This is a genomic window from Kitasatospora fiedleri (genome assembly GCF_948472415.1).
Lineage (GTDB): Bacteria > Actinomycetota > Actinomycetes > Streptomycetales > Streptomycetaceae > Kitasatospora > Kitasatospora fiedleri.
The window spans coordinates 7,160,351-7,180,904 of sequence record NZ_OX419519.1 but is presented as its reverse complement, the minus strand read 5'-3'; the positions used below and the strand labels follow the sequence as shown (position 1 = coordinate 7,180,904).

15 protein-coding genes and 2 pseudogenes are annotated in these 20,554 nt (G+C 76.0%); 3 read left to right on the top strand and 14 right to left on the bottom strand.

The annotated features are described in order from the left end of the window. Nucleotides 1-15: 15 nt before the first annotated feature. Complete coding sequence (locus tag QMQ26_RS32595) at nucleotides 16-1,083, bottom strand: Acg family FMN-binding oxidoreductase (RefSeq protein WP_282203767.1); 1,068 nt, start codon at nucleotides 1,081-1,083, stop codon at nucleotides 16-18. Between the two features lie 224 nt (nucleotides 1,084-1,307). On the opposite strand from QMQ26_RS32595, the gene QMQ26_RS32590 reads away from it, so the two are divergent. Beyond that, the gene (locus QMQ26_RS32590) at nucleotides 1,308-2,312 is read left to right on the top strand and encodes an aldo/keto reductase family protein (RefSeq protein ID WP_100839178.1); all 1,005 of its coding nucleotides are present in this window, start codon (nucleotides 1,308-1,310) and stop codon (nucleotides 2,310-2,312) included. 90 nt (nucleotides 2,313-2,402) lie between these two features. On the opposite strand, the gene QMQ26_RS32585 is transcribed toward QMQ26_RS32590, so the two are convergent. From QMQ26_RS32585 to QMQ26_RS32570, 4 genes and pseudogenes are all read right to left on the bottom strand, one after another. Next, nucleotides 2,403-4,763: an ATP-binding SpoIIE family protein phosphatase gene (locus tag QMQ26_RS32585; RefSeq protein WP_282203766.1), complete on the bottom strand. Its 2,361-nt coding sequence runs from the start codon at nucleotides 4,761-4,763 to the stop codon at nucleotides 2,403-2,405. 88 nt (nucleotides 4,764-4,851) lie between these two features. Beyond that, a complete protein-coding gene (locus tag QMQ26_RS32580) occupies nucleotides 4,852-5,280 on the bottom strand; it encodes a PP2C family protein-serine/threonine phosphatase (protein WP_404814008.1) in 429 nt (142 codons plus the stop codon). Between the two features lie 107 nt (nucleotides 5,281-5,387). Next, nucleotides 5,388-6,845 (bottom strand): annotated as a pseudogene (locus QMQ26_RS32575) (SpoIIE family protein phosphatase); the annotation flags it as partial. A 288-nt stretch (nucleotides 6,846-7,133) separates the two neighbouring features. Next, complete coding sequence (locus tag QMQ26_RS32570; RefSeq protein ID WP_100839180.1) at nucleotides 7,134-7,538, bottom strand: SHOCT domain-containing protein; 405 nt, start codon at nucleotides 7,536-7,538, stop codon at nucleotides 7,134-7,136. Nucleotides 7,539-7,698: 160 nt separating this feature from the next. On the opposite strand from QMQ26_RS32570, the gene QMQ26_RS32565 reads away from it, so the two are divergent. After that, nucleotides 7,699-8,964 (top strand): threonine/serine exporter family protein, encoded by a 1,266-nt coding sequence (locus QMQ26_RS32565; protein ID WP_282203764.1) that lies wholly within the window; start codon nucleotides 7,699-7,701, stop codon nucleotides 8,962-8,964. A 46-nt stretch (nucleotides 8,965-9,010) separates the two neighbouring features. On the opposite strand, the gene QMQ26_RS32560 is transcribed toward QMQ26_RS32565, so the two are convergent. From QMQ26_RS32560 to mptB, 9 genes are all read right to left on the bottom strand, one after another. Continuing rightward, nucleotides 9,011-9,898 (bottom strand): hypothetical protein, encoded by an 888-nt coding sequence (locus QMQ26_RS32560; protein ID WP_282203763.1) that lies wholly within the window; start codon nucleotides 9,896-9,898, stop codon nucleotides 9,011-9,013. A gap of 189 nt (nucleotides 9,899-10,087) precedes the next feature. After that, the gene (locus QMQ26_RS32555) at nucleotides 10,088-10,456 is read right to left on the bottom strand and encodes a hypothetical protein (protein ID WP_100839182.1); all 369 of its coding nucleotides are present in this window, start codon (nucleotides 10,454-10,456) and stop codon (nucleotides 10,088-10,090) included. A 52-nt stretch (nucleotides 10,457-10,508) separates the two neighbouring features. After that, nucleotides 10,509-11,174 (bottom strand): QcrA and Rieske domain-containing protein, encoded by a 666-nt coding sequence (locus tag QMQ26_RS32550; RefSeq protein ID WP_100839183.1) that lies wholly within the window; start codon nucleotides 11,172-11,174, stop codon nucleotides 10,509-10,511. Beyond that, nucleotides 11,171-11,788 (bottom strand): 4Fe-4S dicluster domain-containing protein, encoded by a 618-nt coding sequence (locus QMQ26_RS32545; RefSeq protein ID WP_100839184.1) that lies wholly within the window; start codon nucleotides 11,786-11,788, stop codon nucleotides 11,171-11,173. The genes QMQ26_RS32550 and QMQ26_RS32545 overlap by 4 nt, the downstream gene beginning before the upstream one ends. A 5-nt stretch (nucleotides 11,789-11,793) precedes the next feature. Then, entirely contained in the window at nucleotides 11,794-14,094 is a 2,301-nt protein-coding gene (locus QMQ26_RS32540; protein ID WP_282203762.1) for a molybdopterin oxidoreductase family protein, read from the bottom strand. Then, nucleotides 14,091-15,230: an MFS transporter gene (locus tag QMQ26_RS32535; RefSeq protein WP_404814006.1), complete on the bottom strand. Its 1,140-nt coding sequence runs from the start codon at nucleotides 15,228-15,230 to the stop codon at nucleotides 14,091-14,093. The genes QMQ26_RS32540 and QMQ26_RS32535 overlap by 4 nt, the downstream gene beginning before the upstream one ends. 192 nt (nucleotides 15,231-15,422) lie before the next feature. Continuing rightward, nucleotides 15,423-16,568, bottom strand: a complete 1,146-nt coding sequence (locus QMQ26_RS32530; RefSeq protein WP_282203761.1) for a DUF4037 domain-containing protein — start codon at nucleotides 16,566-16,568, stop codon at nucleotides 15,423-15,425. Between the two features lie 40 nt (nucleotides 16,569-16,608). Further along, nucleotides 16,609-17,922 carry a glycosyltransferase 87 family protein gene (locus QMQ26_RS32525; RefSeq protein WP_282203760.1) on the bottom strand — a complete coding sequence of 438 codons (1,314 nt, stop codon included), beginning with the start codon at nucleotides 17,920-17,922 and terminating at the stop codon, nucleotides 16,609-16,611. After that, entirely contained in the window at nucleotides 17,916-19,385 is a 1,470-nt protein-coding gene (mptB, locus tag QMQ26_RS32520) for a polyprenol phosphomannose-dependent alpha 1,6 mannosyltransferase MptB (protein WP_282203759.1), read from the bottom strand. The genes QMQ26_RS32525 and mptB overlap by 7 nt, the downstream gene beginning before the upstream one ends. A 333-nt stretch (nucleotides 19,386-19,718) precedes the next feature. Here mptB and QMQ26_RS32515 point away from each other — a divergent pair. After that, a pseudogene (locus tag QMQ26_RS32515) lies at nucleotides 19,719-20,528 on the top strand (GNAT family N-acetyltransferase); the annotation flags it as partial. Nucleotides 20,529-20,554: the final 26 nt, after the last annotated feature.

Here is a 20,554-nt window from a genome sequence, read left to right as displayed (position 1 = left end):
CCCGGCGGTCGGCGGTCAGCGACCCCGGGCCGGGTCGCGCAGCAGGTCGTCGACGCTCCGGCGCGGGGTGGCCGCACCGGGCGGGCCGTAGCCGACCCGCAGCACCACCTGGACGGTGCCGACGCCGCTGTCCGGGTCGCGCAACCGCCAGCGGGTGTCCGGGAGTTCGACGGCCTGATGGAGCACCGAGACCCGCAGCCCCCGGGTGGTCGCCACCAGCCACACCCGCTCCAGCGCCTGCCCGGCCCGCAGCCAGTCCGCCGCCGTGTCGCCCCGGGTGGCGAGGGTCGCCACCTGCGGCAGCGCCTCGAAGCGCCGCGTGTGCACGGGTCCGCGCCCGGCGAAGTCCCGTACGGGGACCCGGGCTTCGTGGTCCTGCGGCCCGAGCGCCCACTCCGGGATGCCGTCCGCGGGACCGGCAGCGGGACCGGCGGCGGCACCGCTCGCGGGAGCACGACCCGCGGGCTCCGCGCGCAGCCAGCCACCCGTCTCCGCCCGGCGGGCGGCGTCCGCGGCGATCCGGGCCTCGGCCTCCGCGGTCAGCGCCAGCACCCGGCGCGCGCCGGACTCCTCCAGCACGTCCAGCACGGCGTCCTCGTCGGCGGCGGCCTCGATCAGCTCGCCGATCACCGCCTCGGGCACGTCCCGGTTCCCGAACGGCTCGCGGCTGGAGTGCCGTTGGCCGATCGCCCCGGCCAACTCGGCCAACTCGCCCGGCTCGTGGGGCGCACCGCGCGGGCCGAAGCGCACCACCGCCACCGGCTCGTCCGGCCCGTCCGGTCCCGGCACCAGGTCCAACTCCTCGACCGGCAGCCCGAGTCGGGCGGCCGCCACCCGCAGGTTGAACAGCGCCGCCCCGACCGACAGCAGCATCGCCCGCCCGTCCGGGTCGGCCAGCGGCACCGCCCGCGCGGGGTCGGCGAACACCAGCACCCCGGGGCCGTCCGCGGTCGGCCGGAACCGCCACGGCTGCGTGTTGTGCAGCGACGGCGCGGCCCCGGCCGCGGCGACCAGTTCCCGCAGTTCGGCCGGGCTCGGCCCGCCCGGCACCCCGTCCACCGTTCCCGCCATCGGCTCGGTCATCGCGGATCACTCCTCGCCGCATCCTCGTCGGGTCGCACGCTTCCGTGTCTTGAGCCTGCGCCCGCCCCGCCCGGCCCGGTAGGGCCCAAAGGCCCGGGCCCGGCGACCTCCGCCCCTGGTGGCCGCCCCTGTCCGGCGCCCCCGTCCGCCGCCCCCTCGCACCGGCCCCGCCGCCCCGGCCGGGGTGGTGCCGACGCCGCCGCCGCTGACGTACGGTACAGATCATGGAATTCCGTCACCTGGGCCGCAGCGGCCTGATCATCAGCGAGATCGCGTACGGGAACTGGCTCACCCACGGTTCGCAGGTCGAGGAGGACACCGCGGCCGCCTGCATCCGGGCCGCCCTCGACGCGGGCATCACCACCTTCGACACCGCCGACGTCTACGCCGAGACCCGCGCCGAGTCGGTCCTCGGACGGGCCCTCAAGGGCGAGCGCCGCGAGGGGCTGGAGGTGCTCACCAAGGTGTTCTGGCCGACCGGCCCCGGCCGCAACGACCGGGGGCTGGGCCGCAAGCACGTCCTGGAGTCGATCGACGGCTCGCTGCGCCGCCTGCAGACCGACTACGTGGACGTCTACCAGGCCCACCGCTACGACCCCTCCACCCCGCTGGAGGAGACCATGGAGGCGTTCGCCGACGTGGTCCGCTCCGGCAAGGCGCTGTACATCGGCGTCTCCGAGTGGACGGCCGAGCAGATCCGGGCCGGTCACGCGCTGGCCCGCGAGCTGCGCGTCCCGCTGGTCTCCAGCCAGCCGCAGTACAGCGCGCTGTGGCGCGTCATCGAGGGTGAAGTGGTGCCCACCTGCGAGGAGTTGGGCATCGGCCAGGTGGTCTGGTCGCCGATCGCGCAGGGCGTGCTGACCGGCAAGTACCAGCCCGGGGCGGAGCCGCCGGCGGGCTCCCGGGCCACCGACGAGAAGGGCGGCGCGAACTTCGTCTCCCGCTGGCTGCGGCCCGAGGTCCTGGAGCGCGTCCAGCTGCTGCACCCGCTCGCCGCGGAGGCCGGGCTGTCGCTCGCCCAGCTCGCCGTCGCCTGGGTGCTGCAGAACCCGAACGTCTCGGCCGCGATCATCGGCGCCTCCCGCCCCGAGCAGGTCACCGAGAACGTCAAGGCCGCCGGTGTGAAGCTGGAGCCCGCGCTGCTCGCCCGGATGGACGAGATCCTGGCCCCGGTCGCCGAGTTCGACCCGGCCCGGACCGCGGAGAACGCCCCCAAGACCCGCCCCTGAGCCCCACCGGCGCGCCGGGCGCCTGAACCCGGCCGGCGCACCACGCCCGCGGGCGGCCACCGCGACACCCCGGTGGCCGCCCGCAGCCCGCTACTCCCCGCCGCCCTCCGCCGGCCCCGGAACCGCCGGTGCCGCCGCGGCCGCGGGCGCCCCCGGCACCTCCGGCATCTCGGGCACCTCCTGCTGCGCCCAGATGGTCTTGCCGTGCCGGGCGAACCTGGTCCCCCAGCGCTGCGCCAACTGCCCGATGATGAACAGCCCCCGGCCGCCCTCGTCGGTGGACTTGGCGCGCCGCAGGTGCGGGGTGCTGTCCGAGCTGTCCGACACCTCGCAGATCAGGCCCCGGTCGTTGATCAGCCGCAGCCGGATCGGCGACTTCCCGTACCGGATCGCGTTGGTCACCAGTTCGCTGACGATCAGGCCGGTGGCGAACTCCAGCTCCTCCAACCCCCAGGCGGCGAGCTGGTGTTCGGCCAGCCGCCGGGCGGTGCGCACCACCGCCGGGTCCTCCGGCAGGGTCCACACCGCGACCTTGTCCTCGGGCAGCTCCAGGGTGCGCACCAGCAGTAGCACGGCGTCCTCGCGCTGGCGCTCGGGCAGCAGCGCGTACACCGCCTGGTCGCACAGCTGCGTCAGTTCCTCCTCCCCGGCCCGGGCCAGCACCCGTTGCAGCACCGCCCGCCGGCCCTCCCCCGGCCCGACCGGCAGCGTCTCGTCCAGGCCGCCGCGCTCGGCGCTCCGCCCCGGCCCGCGCTCCGCGGCGCCGTCCGCCCGGGGCGGCGTGCGCCGCGGCGGGCCGGACATCAGCCCGTTGGTGTACAGCGCCAGGACGCTGCCGACCGGCAGTTCCGCGGCGCGCATCTCGTAGCAGCCGTCGCCGCAGCCCAGCGGCAGCCCGGGTTCGACCGGGAACGGCACCGGCACGCCGTCGGGGCCGACCACCACCGGCCCGGGGTGCCCGGCGGAGGCGGCCGTGCAGGTCCGGGCGATCGGGTCGTAGACCAGGTACAGGCAGGAGGCCAGGCCGTCCGGCAGGGTGCTCGCGCCGGCCGGCAGGCTGCCGCGCTGCTCGTCGGTCAGCACCCGGGCCGCGTCGTCCAGCCGCACCAGCAGTTCGTCGGGCGGCAGGTCCTGGACGGCCAGCGTGCGCAGCGCGGTGCGGACCTGGCCCATCAGGGCGGCGGCCTCGATGCCGGTGCCGGTGACCGAGCCGATCGCCAGGCCGACCCGGGCGGCGGACAGCGGCACCACGTCGTACCAGTCCCCGCCCGGGCCGACCACGCCCGGCAGGTAGACGTGGGCGCTGCGCACGGCGCTGAGCTCCACCGGTTCCCGGGGCAGCAGTTGGCGCTGCAGCGTGGTGGCGATCGACCGTTCCCGGGCGTAGCTGCGGGCCTTGTCGATGGCGACCGCGCCGCGCGAGGCCAGTTCGACGGCCAGTTCCAGGTCGTCCTGGTCGAAGGGTTCGGGCCGCCGGTGCCGGTACAGCGCCAGCACGCCCAGGACGGCGTCGTGCACCACCAGCGGCGCGACGATCATCGAGTGCACGCCGAGCCCGGTCAGCCGCCGCCCCCGCTCGGGGTCGGCGGCCAGCCACTCCTCCTCCCCGCCCAACCCGCGGATCAGCCGGGCCCGCCCGTCCTCCAGGGTCCGGCTGTACGGGGTCGGCGCCCCGTACGTGGACAGCGCGCCGTGCGGGACGGGGCCCGCGGAGGGTCCGGCGGGACCGGTGCCGCGCACCGAGCGGTAGGCGGCCCGGCGCAGGGGCGCGCCGGGGTCGATCGGGCCGGGGCGCAGCGGCAGTCCGCGCAGTGGTTCGTCGAGCAGGTCGACGGTGGCGGAGTCGGCGAAGCGGGGGACGGCGACCTCGGCGAGTTCCTGGGCGGAGCCGATGGCGTCGAGGGAGACGCCGAGGCGGCGGTGCGCGCTGTGCAGGATGTCGAGCCGGTCGAGGGCGCACTGCCGTTCGGTGACGTCCTCGACGGCGGCGACCAGGTAGCGGCGGCCGGTGTCGGAGACGACCCGGAACAGGGAGACGGCGCCGACCATCTCGTGTCCGGGGTCGGCGGGCATCCGGCCGCGCACCAGGTGTTCGCGGACGTAGCCGCCGTCCTGGAGGGCCTGCCGGGCGAGCACCTCCAGTTCGACGCGGTCGAAGCCGGGGGCGAACTCGGCGGGGCGGTGTCCGACGATGTCGGTGCTCGCCATGTCGCGCACGCCGCGGGCGGCGCTGTTGTAGCGGATCACCCGCAGGTCGTCGTCGAGCAGGTAGAGGCCGATCGGGGCCTGCGCGAACAGCGCGTCGAGCAGGGCCGCGTCGACGTGGTCGCCCTGGCCGCTGCCCGCCGGCCGGGGCACCGCGCCCCCGCTCGCGCCGTCCGCGCCGTCCGCCGGTCCGCTCACGTCGCCGCCCTCTCCGTCGCTGTGCCGGTCGTCCCGGTGGCCGTCCACGCCGTTCCTCCGCATCCCGTCCCGCTCGCCGTTCCCCGGCGGCTCCTCCCGCTCGCCGTTCCCCGCGGCTCCTCCTGCTCGCCGTCGCTCACCGGCCGCCCTCCCGGCCCGGGCCTCTGCTCGCGCCGTCCACCGCGCGCCCCTGCGGGTCGGGCCGGAAGGCGATCACGGCGATGTCGTCGCGGACGTCGGCGACCTGGGCGACCAGGTGGTCGCAGAAGTCGGCCAGCGGGCGGTGGCGGGCCGCGGCGGCGGTGCGGCAGAGCCGGGCGAGGCCGTCGTTCAGGTGCTCGCCGGGGACTTCGACCAGGCCGTCGGTGTAGAGGAGCAGTGTCTCGCCGGGCCCGACGGGGTGCCGGTGGGTGACCCGGGGCCGGCGCGGGTCCACGCACAGCGGGACGTCGGCGTCCTCGGCGGCCAGCAGCCGGGGCGGTCCGTCGACCGGGACGAGGACGGGCGGCGGGTGTCCGGCGTTGGCCCACTCCATCTCCCAGCCGCCGTCGGCGCCGTGCCGCACCAGCCGGGCGTGCACCGCGGTGGCGAAGCTGCCGACGCCCAACCCTCGGCGGCGGTGTCGAGTTCGCGCAGGGTGTCGGCGGGGGTGTGGGCGTGGCCGCGGGTGTAGGCGATGGAGCGCAGCATGGCGCGCAACTGGCCCATGGTGGTGGCGGCGGCGAGGTCGTGGCCGGCCACGTCGCCGATGGTGACGGCGAGCGAGCCGTCGGGCAGCGCGAAGGCGTCGTACCAGTCGCCGCCGACCTCGGCGTTGCGGCTGCCGGGCTGGTAGCGGGCGGCGACGGCGGCGCCGCCGAGCCGGGGCAGGGTGGTGAGCAGGGCGCGTTGCAGGACGACGGCGGCGTGCCGGGCGCGTTGCAGGGCGAGGGCCTGGCGCAGCGGGGCCTGGGCGCGTTGCAGGACTTCGTGCTGGAGGTCGATGTCGGCGGGTCCGGGCGGGGGCGCGCCCTCGCAGCCGGCGGTGGCGGCGAGGGCGACGACGGCGCCGTCGACGACGATGGGCAGCAGGGTGAGGCTGGTGGCGCGGGCGGCGGACAGCCAGCGGGCCGATATCTCGGGGACGGCTCCGCCGGGGACCGCGCCGTCGGTGAGGTCGAGCAGGGCGGGGGTGCGGTCGGTGACGGCTTGGCGGGCCCGGGCGCCGAGGGTGAAGGTCTGCTGGTTGAGCGGGGGCAGCGGGGGCAGTCCGGGGCGGGCGACGGAGGCGATCCGGGTGGCGACGATCTCCTCGCCGGCGGCGTCGGGTGCGGGCAGCAGGTAGACGGCGCACACGTCGGTGAGGTCGGGGACGAGGGTGGCGGCGAGGGCGGCGAAGGCGTCCTCGGCGCGTTCGGCCTCGGTGACGGCGCCGGCCCGGGCGAGCAGCCGTTCGCGCAGGCGTCCGCGCCAGTGGTCCTCGATGTCGCGGGTGGTGCCGATCCATTCGGTGCCGCTGTTCTCGTGCGGGACGGGGACGGCGCGGGAGCGGACGTGCCGGTAGCCGCCGGCGGCGCTGCGGACCCGGAAGGTGTGGTCGAAGACGTGGGGCAGGTCGCGGGCGGCGGCGGCCCAGCGGGCGGCGGTGTCGGCGCGGTCCTGGGGGTGGACGACGTCGAGCCAGCCGTCGTCGGCGGCGGCTTCCGGGAAGGGCTGGCCGGTGATCTCCTCCCAGCCGGGCATGAGTTCGCTGGCGGTGCCGTCGGCGCGGGCGACCCAGACCATCTGGGCGGCGGCGGCCATCAGCGCCTCGTAGCGCCGCAGGGCTTCCAGGCGTTCGGTGGACTGGCGTTCGGCCTCGAGGGCGGAGTGCAGTTCGGCGGTGGTGTCGATGGCGGCGGCGAGGATGCCGGGGCCGTAGCGGGTGGCGGCGGGCGAGCAGGAGTAGACGAAGTGGCGGTGGGCGGGTCCGGCGCCGGGGCAGCCGAGGGTGCGGTGGGCGGTGACCTGCCGGGCGGTGCCGTCGGCGAGGACGGCGTCCAGGGTGGCGAGGAAGCGCTCGCTGCCGGGTTCGGTGAAGGCTTCGCGGGCGGGCGCGCCGAGCGGGCGGTCGCCGAACAGCTCGCGGAAGGCGTCGTTGTAGTAGACCATCCGGTGCTCGGGGCCGGCGGTCAGGGCGATCGCGACGACGGCGCGGTCGAACACCTCGGGCGTCAGCTGCGGTTCCGGCACGCCGTGGTCCTCCTCCCGTCCGCCGCTCGGCGGGTTCGTCCGGCCCGCTCCGGGCCGTTCTCCGGGCCGTTCTCCGGGCCGTTCTCCGGGCCGTTCTCCGGGCCGGTCGGGCGTCCTCGGCCCGGCGGCCCCGGCCGGCGGGGCGGCGGGCGGGAGCCCCACCCGGCCCCGTCGGCCACCGGGTCCGGTCCCGTCGGCCATCGGTGTTCAGGCGAGCAGTTTCTGCTTCGCGGCCCGGAACTCCTCCTCGGAGATGGCGCCGCTGTCCTTCAGGTCGGCGAGCCGGGCGAGTTCGTCGACGTGCCGCGGTCCGGTGTCCTGGCCTTCCGTCCCGGCGGCCTTCCTGATGTAGTCCTGGAACTGCCCCTCGGCCTGCGCGGCGACCGCCCGGTCGCGGTGGCCCATCCCCTGGCCGCGGACGATCAGGTAGACCAGGACGCCGAGGTAGGGCAGCACGATCACGAAGATCGTCCAGGCGGCCTTGGCCCAGCCGCCCATGTCGTGGCTGCGGAAGATGTCGGTCAGCACCTTGAACATCAGGAAGAACCACAGAATCCACAGGAACAGCCACAGCATGGTCCAGAACAGGTTGAGCGCCGGGTAGTCGTCCATCGACTGGCTCCCTTCCACAGGTCCTACGAGTGGTATCACCACATTTCGGGCACCGCACGTCGGCGGCCGACCGCCGCGCAGCCCGTCGCGGACCGGGCGAGGATGTGAGCGGGTGCCGGGTCCGGCGCCGCGGGAGGCGCGGGAGGCGCGGGAGGCGCGGATGGACGGCGGGCAGGCGGTGCGCACGGAGCCGGACGGCGGCGGGGCGGCGCTGGAGCGCTTGACGGCGCTGCTGGAGCGGCTGACCCGGATGCTGCTGGCGGCGAGCGGCGAGGGCGCCTCGGAGGTCGAGCGGACGGTGGCGCGGGTCGCGGCGGGTTTCGGCGCCCGGAGCGCGATGGTGCTGGTGCCGGACGGCGCGACGCTGACCGTGTCGCTGGACGGCCGCAGTTCGACGGTCGCGGTGCGGGCCTTCCCGGACGTCGCCCGGCTCGACCGGGTCGCCGCGCTCAAGCCGTGGGCGCACCGGGCCGCCCTGGGCCGCATCCCCCTCGCGGAGGCCGAGCGGGGGCTGGCGGCGATCGACGGCGCGCCCGCCCCGTACCCGTGGTGGCTCAAGGGCCTGGGGATCGTGCTGTTCACGGTGGGTTTCGCGCCGCTGATGCAGCCGACCTGGTACGAGATCGGCAGCAGTGCGCTGCTGGGTCTGGTCACGGCGGTGCTGGCGGTGGCGGCGGGGCGGTGGCCGCGGCTGTCGCGGGTGCTGCCGCTGGTCGCGGCGGCGGTCGTGTCGGTGCTGGTGCTGGAGGTGTTCGCCCGCACCCCGGCGCACGGCGGGGCGGTGCTGCTGATGCTCCCGGCGCTGTTCTACTTCGTCCCCGGCGACCTGCTGTCGGCCGCCGCCGCCGAGCTGGCCGCCGGGTTCCTCACCACGGGCGCGGTGCGCCTGGTGTACGCGGTGTTCCTGCTGCTGCAGCTGTACCTGGGCGTGATGCTCGGCGTGTACGCGACCGGCGGGGACACCTCGGCGCTGTTCGACCTGGCGGCGCGCGCCGACCTGCCGCGCTGGGCGGTGTTCCTGTCCTGGGTGGTGTTCACCGTCGGCACGGTGCTGGCGTTCGCGGCGCCGTGGCGGCTGCTGCCGGTCCTGCTGGGCACGGTGTACCTGACGGTGGCGGTGCAGTCGGGGGCGACGAAGCTGGTCGGCGAGGTCGGCGGGACGTTCGTGGCCGCCGTGGCGCTGGGGGCGCTGGCCACGGCGGTGGCGCACCGGCCGGACCGGCCGCCGCGGCTGCTGCTGGCGCTGCCCGGGTTCTTCACCCTGACGGTCGGCTCGCTGGGCATGCGCGGCCTGACCAGCCTGGCCGGCGGCCATCCCGTGCGGGGCTTCCACGACCTGCTGTCGATGGTCACCACGGTGGTGGCGATCGCCGTCGGCCTGCTGGTCGGTTCGGTGCTCGCCCAGCGCCCGCAGCCGCTGCCCTGAGCCGCCCGGCCCGTTCCCCGGCCCCTTGCCGGTCGGTCCCGTCCGGCTACCCGGCCGCCGCGAGCCCGCGGTCCGTCCCGCTGCCGTGGTGGGGCAGGTCGAGCGCGGCCGGGTCCATCGCGGGCAGCCACTGGCCGCTCTTGCGCAGCACGGGCGTCAGCACGATCTCCGGCCGGCCGTCCTCGCCGGGCCGCACCAGGGCGTCGTAGCGGACCGGGCGGTGGGCGGCGGTGGCGGGCGTGGGCCGTTCGTCGCGGTGGGCACGGGCCTGCGCGTCGAGGGCCAGGTAGGCGTGGTGGAGGTGCGCCTCCCAGCCGGGCAGGTGGTACGGGTCGGCGGGGACGAGGTAGCGGGCGCCGCGGTCGGCCAGCAGGGCGACCAGGCGGTCGACCGCCTCGGTGCGGCGCAGGTCGGGCGGGAGCAGGTCGAGTGCTTCGGCGAGCGGGCGGGTGACGCGCAGCAGTGCCTCGTTGAAGTCGAGGCCGTGCTCGCCCTCGGCCTGGACGAGCAGGGCGCGCTGTTCGCCGGTGAGGTGGAGCCGGCAGGGGTGGGCGCCGCCCTCGGCGAGCAGGTCGGGCCGTCCGTGCCAGTGGACGGGGGTGTCGCCGAGGCGGGCCCACTGCGGCCAGTGCAGCTCGCCGCCGGGGCCCACGGTGGCGTGCCCGAGGTGGTGGTCGCCGACGGTGAGGACCTCGGTCCGGGCGCCGACCACCCGGGCGGGTTCGGGGCGGTGGACCAGCCGCCGCCCGTCCCAGTCCAGGCCGCCGGTGTGCGCGCCGACGGGCGTGGTGGCGGCGAGGGTGAGCGGGCCGTGCGGGTGGGCCTCGTGCATGTGGGAGACCGTGACGGGGACCAGGACGGCCGCGCGGAGCACGGCCTGCCGGTCGGGGAACGGCCTGGGCTGGACCGTTTCGGTGGTGGGGTGCTCCGTCATGCGCTGTGCCCTTCCCGCGCCCGCACGGCGCGCGACCCGGCGGGTACCGGCTCGTCGGCCGGCCACCCCGCGGTGTGTCCCGTCGGCCGCCCGCGCGGCCAGGGGGACAGCGTACGGGGCGGCGGGCGGTTCGGGAACGCGGGCGGCGCGGGCGGTGGTGAATCGTGACCGTCCGCAACGCCGTTGCGGTCAGCGGTCGTTGGGCGCGATCCGCCAGGCGAGCAGGACGACCAGGAAGGACGCGGCGCTGAACCCGGTGCACCACCAGGCGGTGGCCGTCTCGCCGCGCATCCAGGCGTTGGTGGCGGTGCTCAGCGCCCACAGCTGGCCGACCACGATGGTGACGGCCAGCGCCATCCGGGCGGACAGGATCGCCGAGCGCTCGGGCTGCTGGTCGGTGCCCGCGCCGGGGCCGGGGCCGGTCGCGGAGACCCGGGGGTCGGCGTAGCCGGAGGTGGACCGGATCTGCGGGTACCGTTCGCGGACGGGCCGGTTGAGCCGCGGCTCGTCGCTGCCGGGGTGGTAGCCCTCCGGGTAGTGGCCTTCGGGGACGCTCATCCCGCACCTCCACACGTTGGTTGACGCTCCGTCAGGTCGCTCCGGGCGCCGGTCATCGGCCGCTCTTGCGGTTCGCGCAGCCGGCCGCCTCGGCGAGGGCCGGGTTGCGCTCGGTCAGGCCGCGGCACAGGCCGGCCTCCTCGTCCTCGCCGGAGCGGGCGGTGCCGATCGCCCACACCGCGCCCTGGGCGTCCTCGACCACCACCACCTTGGGCAGCGGGCGGGGCGGCGGGCCGCCGGTGACCTCGCCGGTGCGGGAGTCGAACTGCCCTTCGTGGCACGGGCAGTAGAGGTCGCCGTCACTGCCGTGGTCGCGCCGCCAGAGCACGCCGCAGGCCAGGTGGGTGCAGACCGTGGAGTAGCCGACCAGGGTGCCGTCGGGCAGCCGGATCGCCATCGCCCGGTCGTCCTCGCCGGGGTAGTCGAAGCTCACCGCCTCGCCGCGCTCCAGCCGGTCGGCGACCTTCAACGGGGCGGCGGTGCCGTCCCCGTGGCGGTGCAGCACGCCGGCCGAGACGACGGCGGAGCCGACCACCAGGCCGCCGGAGACTGTGGTGACGATCCGCAGGTAGTCGCGCCGGGTGGTCAGCGAGTCGGCGCTGATCCGGTCCTTGAGCGCGGCCCGTTCGGCCCGGAGGCCGTCGGGGTCCCCGGCGCCGTAGGGGTCCGTGGAGCCGCCGGAGCCGTACGGCTCGGGGGAGTCGCCGGGGCCGGTCACGCCCTCGCTCCGTTCCCGGGCGCGGGGCGCCCGTTGACCTCGATCAGGTTGAGCATGCCGCCGGGGACGGGGGCCCGCCGCTCCCCCGGCACCACCATGGCCACGCCGGTGGAGACCACGGTGTCGCCGAACGCGAACATCGTGGAGACGTCCACACCGGGCCGCTCGGCCTGCAACTCCTCGACGGTGCCGTAGAACAGGGCGCCGGTGGGGCAGACCGTGGCGCACATCGGCGCCAGGCCGTAGGAGGTGCGGTCGTAGCAGAGGTTGCACTTCATCTGGAGCTTCGCCTCCAGGTCGATCTTGGGCACGCCGAACGGGCAGGCGTTGACGCAGTTCGCGCAGCCGATGCAGCGGGTCGGGTCGGCCTCCTGCACCACGCCGTCGGCGGTGATCAGGATCGCCTCGGCCGGGCAGACCTCGGCGCACGGCGCGACCGGGTCCTCGCAGTGCATGCACACCGTCGGCAGCGCGGCGACGGTGCGGCCCTCGTCCGGGTAGTCCAGGTGGATCATCGACTTGCCGCGGTGCGAGTCGCACTCGCGGCAGGCCGACACGCACGCCTGGCAGCCGATGCAGCGGCCCGGGTCGATGAAGATGGTGCGTCCGAGCATCTCGGTCAGCCCCTCTCGGCGGTGCCGCGGCCCTGCGGCGCGGTCGGCGGCAGCGGGTCGGTGCGGGAGACCTGGGTCTCGGGGTACGGTTCGCGGCCCGGCGGCACCGGCGGCGCGGGCACCGGGTCGATCCGCTCGGCCCGCTCGATCCGCACCGCGCACACCTTGTACTCGGGGATCTTCGAGCGCGGGTCCAGCGCGTCGACGGTCAGCACGTTCGCCGCCGTCGGGTAGGGCCAGTGGTAGGGCACGAAGACGTGGTCGGGGCGGATCGCCTCGGTCACTAGCGCGGGCAGCACCTCGCTGCCGCGCCGGGTCACCACCCGCACCGGCTCCCCGTTGCGGAACCCGTGCGAGGGGTGGATCTCCACCCACGGCCGGGGCGTCTGCTCGACCAGGCCGCCCAGGCGCCGGGTCTGGTTGCCGGACAGGAAGTGCGCCACGGTGCGCCCGGTGGTCAGCCGCATCGGGAACTCGTCGCTGAACGGGTCGGCCGGCGGGTGCCACTCCACCGCCTGGAGGTGCACCTTGCCGTCCGGGTGGTAGGTCCGGCCGTCCTCGAACAGCCGTGGCGTGCCCGGGTGTTCGAGGCTCGGGCAGGGCCAGGCGAGGCCGCCGGTGGCCTCCAGGCGCTCGTACGTGATGCCGTAGTAGTCGATCACCGTGCCGGCCGAGGCGCGGCGCAGTTCGTCGAAGACGTCCCGGGAGCCCTCGAAGGCGAACTTGCTTCCCTCGCCGAGCCGGCGGGCGATCTCGCACAGCACCCAGGTGTCGGTGCGCACGCCCGCGGGCGGCTCCTGGGCCTTGTTGTGCTTGACCACCCGGGCCTCGGCGTTGGCCATCACGCCCTCGTCCTCGGCCCAGGTGGTGACCGGGAAGACCACGTGCGCGTTGGCGGCGGTCTCGGAGAGGAAGAAGTCGAACTGGGCGTGGAACTCCAGCTGGTCGAAACCGTCCTTCACCACCGCGTAGTTGGGCAGCGAGACGAAGGGGTTGTTGCAGACGCCGATCAGGCCGCGGATCTCGCCGCGCTGCATCTGCCAGACCATCTCCATCATCGAGGTGCCGGCCTGCGGGAGTTCGGACTCCTCGATGCCCCAGATCGCGGCGATCTGCCGGCGGTGCACCGGGTCGTTGATGGAGCGGCCGCCGGGCAGCAGGTCGGACTTCTGGCCGTGCTCGCGGCCGCCCTGGCCGTTGCCCTGGCCGGTGAGGGTGCCGTAACCGGCGCCCGGGCGGCCCAGGTTGCCGGTGGCGGTGCACAGGTTGATGACGGTCAGGCAGTTCTCCACGCCCTGGGTGTGGTGCTCGATGCCGCGCGCGTGGCAGGCCATCGCCCGCTCCGCCCGCCCGAACATCCGCGCCACCTGGACGATCTGTTCCGCGGGAACGCCGCAGATCTCGGCCGCCCGGTCGGGCGGGTACGCCGCGACGGTGGCCCTGACCTCCTCCCAGCCGGTGGCGTGCTCGGCCAGGAACGCCTCGTCGGTCAGGCCCTCCGCGACGATCACGTGCAGCACGGCGTTGAAGAACGCCGCGTCCGTACCGGACTTGAGCGCGACGTGGACGTCCGCGGTGCGGGCGACGGCGGTCTCCCGGGGGTCGACCACGATCAGGGTGGCGCCCCGGTCGCGGGCCCCCCACACGTACTGGGTCAGCACCGGGAAGCACTCGCCGACGTTCGCCCCGGCGATCAGCAGGCAGTCGGTCTGCAGCATGTCGGAGAACGGGTTGCCCGCCCGGTCGATGCCGAAGGCCAGCTTGTTGGCGCCCGCCGCGCTCACCATGCACAGCCGGCCGTTGTAGTCCACGTGCCGGGTCTTCAGCGCGACCCGGGCGAACTTGCCCACCAGGTAGGTCTTCTCGGAGAACAGGCTGGCCCCGCCGAGCATCCCGAACGCGTCCCGGCCGTGCGCGGCCTGAATCCGGCGGATCTCGGCGACGGTGAAGTCCAGCGCCTCCTCCCAGCTCGCCTCCCGGAACTCCTCGTCGCGGCTGCGGCGCACCAGCGGCGCGGTCAGCCGGTCCGGGTGGTTGACCTGCTGGTAGGCGTTGATCCCCTTGGGGCACAGGCGCATCCGGTTGATGTCGTGGTTGCGCGGCTCCACCCCGAACACCTTGCCGCGCCCGTCCACCCGCAGGTACATGCCGCACTGGATGCCGCAGAAGCAGCAGTGCGTGGGGACGAGGGTCTGCTCGGTCTGGTCGGCCCGCCAGGCGGCGGCGGGCAGGCCGCCCGCGTCGCGGAAGGCGCGCGTCCCCAGCGGGGCGACGCTCGGGTCCAACGGGACGTGCTCGGTGCTCACTTGAACCCCCGCTTGACGTTCGACAGGTAGGCGTTGCCGCGCAGCACCCGCTTGCAACGGGGGCAGTACTCGGCCCACTCGTCGAAGCCCAGGCGCAGGTCGCGCATCGTGGCGCGCAGGTTGTCCACCGCCGCGACGGTGTCGATCGGCTGCCCGCAGCGCCGGCACGCCCGCAGCTCCTGGGCGTCCGAACCCCTGCGCCGCGCCGTGTACTTGAACAGCTGCATGCCGACCGCGGCCGGGCGCTGCACGATGTGGAAGAACTTGCCGAACGGCAGGTAGACCAGGGTCAGCACGACCGAGGCCATGTGCAGGATCGCCAGGAACTCGTAGCCGCCGCCGTGCAGGAACATCTCCGAGAAGGTCAGCAGCAGGCCGGTGACCGAGATGGTGATCAGCGCGAGCAGCGGTAGGAAGTCGTAGCCGAAGCGCTGGCCGGTGGTCGCGGCCCGGTCGCGCATCCGCCGCCACAGGAAGTAGCCGGCGCCGCCGATCACCATCACGGCGGCCAGGTCCAGGCCGTGGTAGAGCGCCCAGCCGAGGAAGCTGCCGGAGTCGAAGCCGAACAGCTTCACGCCCCACAGCCGCATCTCGTAGCCCGGGCCGGCCGCGCTGGCGGAGGTGAAGGTGAACCAGCCCCAGGTCAGCGGGAAGGTGATCGCCGCGGCCAGCAGGCAGCCCCAGAAGATCAGTTGGTGCGCGGCCCAGCGGGCGTGCGAGCGGGCGCCGAGGAACTTCTGGAAGCCCAGGTAGGTGGCGATCATCCGCGGCAGCGCGGCGGGCGAGCGCTTGAGGTTCTCCCAGGACAGCGCGGCCTTCCAGCCCTGCACGAACAGCCGGCGGGCGGCCGGCGCGGACACCCACACCACGTAGCGGTACACGACGCCGAAGGTCAGGAACACCGACGCCACCGCGTACGGCACCAGCGCCGAGTCGAAGTCCCGCAGGCCCCGGCTGCCCAGCACGATCGCCACCACCAGCACCACACCGGCCGCGGCGGCGACCACCGAGGCGCGCACCACCGTCGCCGAGCCGGGCGACGGCGCGACCGGCGCGACGCCGCCCGGCCCGAGATCGCCCCCGCCCGGACCGCCACCGGTCGGTCTGCCCTCCGCGGGCGGCGCTGTTCCGGCCACGCGCACTCTCCTCAGCGTTCGACGGCCCACTCGGTCTGGCCTGCTCTCCGCCGGACGCTAGCGATCAGCCCCGCCCGGGGCCCGTCGACCGCACCGCCAACGGCGCGTCGCTGCGCCGGACGGGTGAGCGGGGTGGGCGGGCGACGGGTGGGGCGAGCTGCGGGGGGGGGCGGACCGTGAGGGGTCGGGGCGTCAGTCGCTCGGGCCGAGGGCGGTGACGGTGGCGCGGACGGCGTCCGGGTGGGCGAGCAGGTCGGTGCTGTCGGCCCACTGGTCCACCGAGCCGGTGAGCGGGCGGTGGCGCAACTCCGGTTCGGTGACGGTCCGCTGGAGGGCCCGGGCGAAGCGGTCGGCGTGCAGGACCAGGTAGGGGCGGCCGTGGTAGCGGCGGCGGGACGGGTCGAGCGGCTCGGTCAGGGCGAGCGCGTTGTGCAGACGGGCCGCGGCCTCGTACGCGTCGCACAGGTGGTGTTCGCGGGCGGCCGGGTCGGGGGCGGCGAGGGCGGCCCGCAGGGCGGGTGCGAGGGCGGGGGCGGCGTCGAGGCGGGCGAAGGCGCTGCCGAGCCACTTGCCGTACGGGGCGTAGCGGCGGCTCATGAGGAAGGTGAGCCGCATCAGGTCGCGGACCAGGCGGGCGGTGGTCACGGCCGCGCCGAGCTCGTCGCCGGTCTCGGCGCAGCGGCCGACGAACGCCTCCTCCTGGGCGAGGCGCTGCCACTGGCAGGCCAGCAGGTGCCGCCACACCTGGTCGGGGTACCAGCGCAGGCGCGCGCGGGCGGCGGTCAGGGTGCCGGGGCCGTCGTGCAGGACGGCTCCGCCGGTGACCTCGGCGAGCCGCTGCTGCGGGAGGGCCAGCCAGTCGGTGGCGGACGGTCCGGCGGCGGACGGCGCGGCGCCGGCCCAGGCCGCGGCGGGCGGGCCGAGGCGGTCGGCGAGCCAGCCGGGCAGGTCGTGGACGGTGACGCGGTGGTCGACCGGCCCGTCCGCGGGTGCCAGGTGGCTGACCGGGTCGTGCGGGTCGCCGGTGCGTCGGTAGTGGGTGGACCAGCCGCGGACCTGCGCGGGGAGGCGCTCGGCGAACAGCCGGTGCAGGTCGGGGCCGTGGCGGCGGGCGTCGTCCGGGGCGAGGAAGAGTTGCAGGCGCGGGCCCCAGTCGTGATCGGCGGAGCGGGCGGTGTCGAGGCCGAGCACCTCGGAGCCGGCGCCGATCAGGGCCGCCGCGTGGCACAGGCCCGGTCGGGTCTGCGCCAGGATCGGGCGGACCGCCTCCTCGTACAGGGCCCGGGCGAGGTCGAGGCCGGGGACGAAGGGCGGGTCCGGTGGGGTGGGTGCGGTCATGCGGCCCACTGTGGCGACGGGGGACGGGCGGGTCCAGCGCTTATCGCCCGACGGGGGCCGGGCGCGCGCGGGGAGCGGGGGCGGGCGCGGCGGTCCGCTCCGGTGGCTCCGGGGCGGCGGGGCCGTCCGGCTGCTCGGGATGGCGGCGGATCGGCAGGGCGAGCAGCAGGCCGAGGGTGGTCAGGGCGTACGCGCTGCCGCCGAGGAGGGTGCCGAGGTCACGGCCGTCGGGGTGCCAGAGCCAGACCATGCCGCTGGAGAGCACGAGGTGGACCAGCCAGCAGAGGGCGAGCCGGGCCCGCCGGCGGCCCGGCCGGCGCGGGGCGGCACCCGTACCGGCGTCGGGGGCGGGGGCAGGGGCAGGGGCAGGGTCGGGGGCGGGGTCGGCGAGGACGACCAAGGCGGGCAGCATCCAGACCAGGTGGTGCACCCAGGTGATCGGGCTGACCAGGCAGCAGGCGAGGCCGGTGAGGCTGTACGCGGCGAGGGTGTCGCGGGCCGCGGCGGCGCGGTGCAGGCGGTGGGCCCAGAGCGCGAGGACGGCCAGCGCGGCGGCCGCCCACAGGGCGCGGCCGGGCAGGTGGGGGCCGAGACGGGCGATCAGCCCCTGCAGGGACTGGTTGGACATGGTGGCGAAGCCGCCGACCCGGTCGGTGTCCCAGAGCGTGGCGGTCCAGAACCGGCGGGAGACCTCCGGGGCGACCAGGAAGCCCGCGCCGGTGGCGCCGAGCGCGGTGGCGGTGGCGGTCGCGGCGGCCCGCCACTGCCGGGTGAGCAGCAGGTGGACGATGAACAGCGCCGGGGTCAGTTTGATCGCGGCGGCCAGTCCGGTGCCGACCCCGGCGAGCAACCTCAAACGGCTGCGCGAGAATTGACGGCTCGTCAATTGGCGGTCGGCGAAGACCAGGGCGACCAGCAGCAGGTTGACCTGGCCGAAGCTGAAGGTGTCGCGGACGGGGTTGGTGAGCGCGCACAGGCAGGCCGCGAGGCCGAACGCGTACCAGCGGCACCAGCCCCGGCGGCGGGCGACCGGGTCGACCAGCCAGTACAGCAGCAGGGCGGTGGCGGCGGCGGACAGCGCGACACCGACGGCGATCGCCGGGTGCCAGCCGAGCAGGCGCATCGGCAGCATGCAGACGGCGGCGAACGGCGGGTAGGTGAAGCCGTAGGGGGTGCCGGGCCGGACGTAGTCGTAGAGCTGCCCGGTGGCGGCCCAGTGGCGCACCGCGCCGTAGTACACGCCGACGTCGAACCAGCCGCGGTGGCCCGGGATGACCGCCAGGACCAGGCCGGTGGCCAGGACCGCGACGGCGAGGACCGCGATCCTGGCGGTGGTGGTGCCGCGGGTCAGCACGCCGGCTGCCTTTCCTGGAAGGTGATCTGACGCTCCGTCAGCAGGACGGCGACCGCCCCGACGCCCAGCCCTCCGGCGGCCGGCACCAACTCGGCCGGGTCCGGCCCGAAGCCGTCCGGCATGACGGCGAACGCCAGTGCCGCGCAGGTGAGTTCGGCCGCCCGACGGGCCCCGGCGGTGCGCACGGCGAACGCGGCCGGGACGATGCACCACAGGGCGTACCAGGGTCGGAAGGCCGGTCCGAGCGCGACCAGGGCCCCGAACGCGAGCGCCAGGGCCGCCGCCGGTTCGCTCCCCCGCCGCACGACCCGGGCCGCCAGCAGGCCCAGCGCCACCGCCGCCCCGGCCGCCCCGAGCAGCCGGGCCACCCCGACCGGCCCCTCCGGCGCGACTCGCAGCAGGTCGGCGGCCAGCCGGCCCAGCGCGGTGCTCGGCGACCAACTGCTCGCGGTGGCCGGGGTGGTGAGGGCGCCGACCCAGCCGTAGCCGGTGCCGGCCGCGGCGGTGACGGCGGCCGTGGTCGCGGCGGCGGCCACCAGGACCGTCACGGCGCAGCGCGGTCGGCGCCCCCGCCCGGGGGTACCGTCCGGGCGGCCGGCGATCCACCAGGCGGCCGGGAGGGCCAGCGCGGCGGGGGCCTTGACCAGGGCCGCGAGGGTGATCAGGACGGCGGCGAGGAGCGGGCGGCGGCGGGCGGCGGCGAGCAGTCCGGCGAGCATCAGGGCGAGCGGGACGGCGTCGTTGTGCGCCCCGGCGACCAGGTGCAGCAGGACCAGCGGGTTGAGCGCCCCCAGCCGCAGCGCGCCCGCCGGGTCGGTCCCGAGGGCCCGGGCCAGGGCCGGCAGCAGGGCGGTCAGCGCGACGACGGCCAGGACGGCGGACAGCCGCAGCAGCAGGGTCCCGGCGTACGGGTGGTCGGCGAGCGGGGCGGCGACCCGCGCCAGCAGCAGGAAGCCGGGGCCGTACGGCGCGGGGGTGTGCTGCCAGACCTGGGGCACCTGCTGGGCGACGGAGCCGCCGAGCACGGCGGGCCCGTCCGCGTAGACGTCGAACCCGCCCGCCAGCATGGCGCCCTGGGCGAGGTAGCTGTAGACGTCCCGGCTGAACAACGGCGGCAGGAGCAGCAGCGGGGCGGCCCACCAGCCCAGGGTGACCGTCAGCCAGCGGGTCCCGGACGGGCGGGCGGCGCGGCGGGCGGCAGCGGCACGGGTGCCGGCGGGAGGGACGTCGGCGGCGGAAGGGAGGTCGGCGGCGCGGCTGAGCAGGAGCCAGGCGGCGGTGAGGACGGCCAGGCCCGCGAAGACCAGGGTGGTGCCGGCGCCGCCGGAGGCCCGCAGGGTCGGGCCGGTGGTGGCGGCGGGTAGGGCGCCGGAGGTGAGTGCGCCGGCGGCGAGGACGAGCGAGCCCAGGAGGCCGAGCCACCGGTACCGGCTCGGGTAGGCGTTCGCGCCCGTGTTCGGCATGCCGGGAACGCTGGCAGAGCGGCGTGGCCCCGGCGGGAAGAGTCGGCGTCCGCCGGGTGGCCGGAGGGCGTCCGGCCGATGCCGTCCGCAGGCCGGGGCGGGTGCGGGGGCGCGGTGGTGCCGGAGGGGTCGAACCTGCCATTCAGCAGGTGCACATCTGGCCTCCCTCGGATGGCCACCTCAGTGCCGGGCGGGTCGGGGAGACATACGGAAGCCGCCCGCGGCCGGTACCGCCCGACCGGCGGTCCGGGTGCGAGCGCTCGTGTCGTTGCGTGTCGTCCCGTGCCGTCCGTCGCCACCCTATCGCGCCCCGAGATCCCGGAGAGTCCCGCCATGACCACCGCCCCCGCCCGCACCGGACAGGTCCACGTCCCCGTCCAGTCCTCCGCCCGGCTGTCGTCCGGCCGTCCGTCGGAGCCCCAACCGCCTTCGTACCAGCTGGTGTTCGCCCGGACCGCGGAGGACGTGGCGGCCGCGCAGCGGCTGCGCCACCGGGTGTTCGCGGACGAGCTGGGCGCGGTGCTCGACTCGTCGCTGCCCGGCCTGGACGTCGACCCGTTCGACGAGTTCTGCGACCACCTGCTGGTGCGCGAGCAGCCCACCGGCGAGGTGGTCGGCACGTACCGGCTGCTGCGGCCCGAACAGGCCCGCCGGGCGGGCCGGTTGTACTCCGACACCGAGTTCGACCTGGCCCGGCTCGGCGGGCTGCGCGAGGGCATGGTCGAGGTCGGGCGGTCCTGCATCGCCGCGGCGCACCGCGGCAACGGCGCGGTGATCAACCTGATGTGGGGCGGCATCGCCCGCTACATGACCGCCACCGGCAACGCCTGGCTGGCCGGCTGCTGCTCGATCCCGCTGGCCGACGGGGGCGCGACCGCCGCCGCGGTGTGGGACACCGTCTCGGCCAAGTACCTGGCCCCGCAGCAGTACCGGGTCACCCCGCTGCGCCCGTGGTCGGCGCAGGGCGTGGCCCGGGCCGACCGCACCCCGGTCCCGGCGCTGCTGCGCGGCTACCTGCGGCTGGGGGCCTGGGTGTGCGGCGAGCCCGCGTACGACCCGGACTTCGACGTGGCGGACCTGTACGTGCTGCTGTCGCTGGAGCGCACCGACCCGCGCTACCTGCGGCACTTCCTGGCCGCGGCGGCGGACCTGCCGCTGTCCGCGATCAC

Coding starts and splice junctions, on each gene's coding strand:
- QMQ26_RS32595 (WP_282203767.1), bottom strand. CDS start 1,083: ATGACCGAGCCGATGGCGGGAACGGTGGACGGGGTGCCGGGCGGGCCG.
- QMQ26_RS32590 (WP_100839178.1), top strand. CDS start 1,308: ATGGAATTCCGTCACCTGGGCCGCAGCGGCCTGATCATCAGCGAGATC.
- QMQ26_RS32570 (WP_100839180.1), bottom strand. CDS start 7,538: ATGGACGACTACCCGGCGCTCAACCTGTTCTGGACCATGCTGTGGCTG.
- QMQ26_RS32565 (WP_282203764.1), top strand. CDS start 7,699: ATGGACGGCGGGCAGGCGGTGCGCACGGAGCCGGACGGCGGCGGGGCG.
- QMQ26_RS32560 (WP_282203763.1), bottom strand. CDS start 9,898: ATGACGGAGCACCCCACCACCGAAACGGTCCAGCCCAGGCCGTTCCCC.
- QMQ26_RS32555 (WP_100839182.1), bottom strand. CDS start 10,456: ATGAGCGTCCCCGAAGGCCACTACCCGGAGGGCTACCACCCCGGCAGC.
- QMQ26_RS32545 (WP_100839184.1), bottom strand. CDS start 11,788: ATGCTCGGACGCACCATCTTCATCGACCCGGGCCGCTGCATCGGCTGC.
- QMQ26_RS32530 (WP_282203761.1), bottom strand. CDS start 16,568: ATGACCGCACCCACCCCACCGGACCCGCCCTTCGTCCCCGGCCTCGAC.
- mptB (WP_282203759.1), bottom strand. CDS start 19,385: ATGCCGAACACGGGCGCGAACGCCTACCCGAGCCGGTACCGGTGGCTC.